This window comes from Novosphingobium sp. B-7 (assembly GCF_000410615.1).
GTDB lineage: Bacteria > Pseudomonadota > Alphaproteobacteria > Sphingomonadales > Sphingomonadaceae > Novosphingobium > Novosphingobium capsulatum.
Genome location: NZ_KE148432.1, coordinates 13,338 through 17,265 on the forward strand (window position 1 = coordinate 13,338; position 3,928 = coordinate 17,265).

Below are 3,928 nucleotides of genomic sequence, written 5' to 3' on the forward strand. Positions count from 1 at the left end.
GGCCAGGGGTTCGTCGTCCACGATCAGGGTGCGCATGGGGGCCTCAAGCAAGGTTGGATACGATGGGCAGGGTCAGCACGGTGGCATAGCCGCCGGCCGGCAAAGGCGCGCTTTCCACCCGCGCCTGGGCGCCAAAGCGCGCGGCCAGGCGGCTGCGCACGTTGGCAAGGCCAATGCCGGTGCCGCCCGTGGGCAGGCTGGCATGATCGGCGCCAGGGCCATCATCGGCCACGGTCAGCACCAGCAGCCCGGCCGAAATGCGCGCGCGGATGCTGATCGTCACCGGCCGGGTGGTGGCAGACACGGCATACTTGATCGAATTTTCCACCAGCGGTTGCAGGATCATGCCCGGCACGCAGGCCTCGCTCACATCCTCGGGAACATCGAATTCCACGCGCAGCCGATCGGGAAAGCGTACGCCTTCGATCGCCAGGTAGTGCCGCTGCAGCGCGATCTCGTCGGCCAGGGTGACATCGGCGGTAGGATCGCCGGCCAGGCTGTGGCGATAGAAGCTGGAAATCGTCTGGATCATCCGCTCGGCTTCTTCGGTGCGGCCGACCATGACCAGCGCCGAGAGCGAATTCAAGGTGTTGAACAGGAAGTGCGGATTGACCTGATAGCGCAAGGAGCGCAGTTCCGCCGCCTTGGCCGCGCGGCGATATTCGCCTTCGCGCCATTCGGCGGCGCGGCGCTGTTCGGCATTGCCCAGCGCCAGATAGAGCGCGGCCCAGGCGATCAGCAGGAAATAGCGGCCCAGCGCGATATCGGTCAGTTCCTGCCAGCCCTCGTCCTTGTTGATGTCCTGGTTGATCTCCTGCGCGGTGGTGGCGGGCGTGGCTGGTTCACGCGTGATGATATGCACGCCTGGCGCGGTGATTTCGGTGGTGCCATCGGCATGATGGCGCACGCTGACGTTATCGCGTTTCGGTGCCGCCTTGGGTGCTCGCGGTGCAGGGGGCTCTGGCGGCACATCGCCGGCCGCAGGCGGCGCGGGCGGTTCGGGTGGCTCGGGCGGGATCGCCGGCGCTGACGGCGCGGGTGGGGCAATATCGATCAGCATGTTGCCGCCGGTATTGCGCTGCGAAGCTTCCTTGCGCGTGGCGGCATCCTGGCCGGCATCCTGCTTTTGCGCCTCCTGGTCCCAGCGGGCCTCCACCGGCGCAAACGCCTGCTGGTTGATCAGCGCCAGCAACAGGGCTGCCGGCAACATGATCACCAGCGCCAGCGCCACGCGCCAGCCCAGCCGGCGATGATCCCAGCGGCGCAGCAGCGGCCAGGCCAGCACGGTCACGGCAATGCCGGCCATGGTCACCAGCGCGCGGCGCCACAGCAGTTCGATCCAGATCGACAGATCGGTATCGGGTGGCCCGACCAGGGCCCAGCGGATCGAGACCAGCACGAAATAGCACAGCCACAGCGCCGCCGCCGACAGGACCACCTGCCGTGCGGTGACGTGGCCCATGCCGGGCGGGGTATCGTCGGAGGTAGGGGCGGGGTCAGCCCGCTCTATCATGGCCATAACGCCTTGCTACGGCACGCGGGCACACCGCGCCAGTGCGGCGGTCGAACAGCGTGGGTGGTTGATCGAGAGTTTGCGCCAGGTTTCCACCCCCCCCCCCCGACCCCCTCCTCTAAAGAGGATGGGGAGCAGACACAAAAAAGCCCCCTCCTCTTCGGAAGGAGGGGGTTGGGGGTGGTGCGAAGCCTAACGCCAGGCAAGCGGTCAGGCCGGCAGCAGGCCTTCGTCGGCGATCTTCTTCTTCCACACCAGCGGGGCGAGCTGGTGCACGTTCTGGCCTTCGCTATCGACAGCCACGGTCACCGGCATGTCTTCCACGGTGAATTCGTAGATCGCCTCCATGCCGAGGTCTTCGAACCCGACGACCTTGGCTTCCTTGATCGCGCGGGCAACGAGGTAGGCCGCGCCGCCCACCGCCATGAGATAGGCCGACTTGTGCTCGGCGATCGACTGGGTGGCGGCCGGGCCACGCTCGGCCTTGCCGACGCACGACAGCAGGCCCTGGTCGAGCATCATGTCCATGAACTTGTCCATGCGCGTGGCGGTGGTGGGGCCAGCCGGGCCAACCACTTCCTCGCGCACGGGATCGACCGGGCCGACGTAGTAGATCACGCGGCCCTTGAAATCGACCGGCAGCTGCTCGCCCTTGGCCAGCATGTCCTGGATGCGCTTGTGCGCGGCGTCGCGGCCGGTCAGCATCTTGCCGTTGAGCAGCAGGCGATCGCCCTGCTTCCAGCCCTGCACTTCTTCTGCCGTCAGCGTATCGAGGTTGACGCGCTTGGCCGCGGCATCGGGTGCCCAGTGCACTTGCGGCCATTCATCCAGCTTGGGCCGTTCGAGATAGCTTGGGCCACTGCCATCGAGCGTGAAGTGCGCGTGACGGGTGGCGGCGCAGTTGGGGATCATCGCCACCGGCTTGCCAGCGGCATGGCACGGCGCATCCATGATCTTGACGTCGAGGATGGTGGAAAGCCCGCCCAGCCCCTGCGCGCCGATGCCCAGCGCGTTGACCTTGTCGAAAATCTCGATGCGCAGGCGCTCGATATCGGTCTGGGGCCCGCGCAGCTTGAGCTGGGCCATGTCGATCGGCTCCATCAGCGCCTTCTTGGCCAAGAGCACGCAGTGTTCGGCGGTGCCGCCGATACCGATGCCGAGCATGCCCGGCGGGCACCAGCCGGCACCCATCTGCGGCAGCATTTCGAGCACCCAGTCGACGATCGAATCGCTGGGATTCATCATCTTGAACTTGGACTTGTTCTCGCTGCCGCCGCCCTTGGCGGCGACATCGACGGTCACCTTGCTGCCCTTGACCATTTCGACGTGGAGCACGCAGGGCGTGTTGTCGCGCGTGTTGCGGCGGGTGAAGGCCGGATCGGCCAGGACCGAGGCGCGCAGCTTGTTGTCCGCATTCAGGTAGGCGCGGCGCACGCCTTCATCGACCACGTCCTGCAAGGACTTGTCGGATTCCAGGCGGCAATCCTGGCCCCATTCGATGAATACGTTGACGATGCCGGTATCCTGGCAGATCGGCCGGTGGCCTTCGGCGCACATGCGGCTGTTCGTCAGGATCTGGGCGATGGCATCCTTGGCGGCGGGGCCCTGTTCGGCCTCATAGGCATCGCCCAGCGCGCGGATGTAATCCATCGGGTGGAAGTAGCTGATGTATTGCAGCGCATCGGCCACGCTTTCGACCAGATCCGCTTCCCGGATCGTCACCATTTCCGCCATCGCAATTTCGCTCCTGCTACAGCATTCTGCCAATGCCCCTTACGCGCCGACAGACAGCATGCAAGACGCTTGGCGCAGCGCGGGCAATATTCTAGAGACGCTGGCGATCAATGGCGTGTGCGACTGCGAAAGCGGCCCACGCATCCCGAACCTGATGAGGAATACCGATGAGCGTGGCAGTAGCTGAGGCAGCCGAGACGGGAATGGTGCGCGAACGCAAGGCCATGATCGAAAGCCAGCTGCGCGTGAGCGGGGTAAACGATCCGGCCGTGCTGGCCGCCTTTGCCGCCGTTGCGCGCGAGGATTTCGTGCCGGCAGACCGCCGCGCCCTGGCCTATATGGACCGCGCCTTGCCGCTGGGCGATGGCACCGTGCTAGCCCCCGCCCTCACCCATGGGCAGATGCTGATCGCCGCCGCACCGGTGGCCGGCGAACGCGCGCTGGTGGTGGGCAAGCCCGGCGCCTATCTTGCCGCGCTGCTGCGCGAGCTGGGCCTGGTAGTGACGCTGGCCAGCCCGGCCGACGATCTTGCCGCGCTGGGCCAGTTCGCGCTGGTTCTGGTCGATGGCGCTATCGAAGTGGTGACCCCTGCCCTGGAAGCCGCCGTGGCCGACGATGGCCGCCTGGTTACCGGCCTGATCGAGCGCCGCGTGGCGCGCCTCGCCCTGGGCCGCAAGGCTG

The 3,928-nt window shown here is 66.5% G+C and carries 3 protein-coding genes; 1 reads left to right on the forward strand and 2 read right to left on the reverse strand.

Annotated features, from left to right (window positions below; all coding sequences use genetic code 11):
• Positions 1-43: 43 nt before the first annotated feature.
• Both H926_RS0118800 and H926_RS0118805 read right to left on the reverse strand, forming a co-directional pair.
• Entirely contained in the window at positions 44-1,513 is a 1,470-nt protein-coding gene (locus H926_RS0118800; RefSeq protein ID WP_028658226.1) for a sensor histidine kinase, read from the reverse strand.
• A 210-nt stretch (positions 1,514-1,723) separates the two neighbouring features.
• Positions 1,724-3,247 (reverse strand): fumarate hydratase, encoded by a 1,524-nt coding sequence (locus H926_RS0118805; protein ID WP_022677671.1) that lies wholly within the window; start codon positions 3,245-3,247, stop codon positions 1,724-1,726.
• A gap of 167 nt (positions 3,248-3,414) precedes the next feature.
• Between H926_RS0118805 and H926_RS0118810 the strand changes: the two genes are divergently transcribed.
• Positions 3,415-3,928: protein-L-isoaspartate O-methyltransferase (locus H926_RS0118810; RefSeq protein ID WP_043610467.1), on the forward strand; the 514-nt coding region annotated here is incomplete at its 3' end.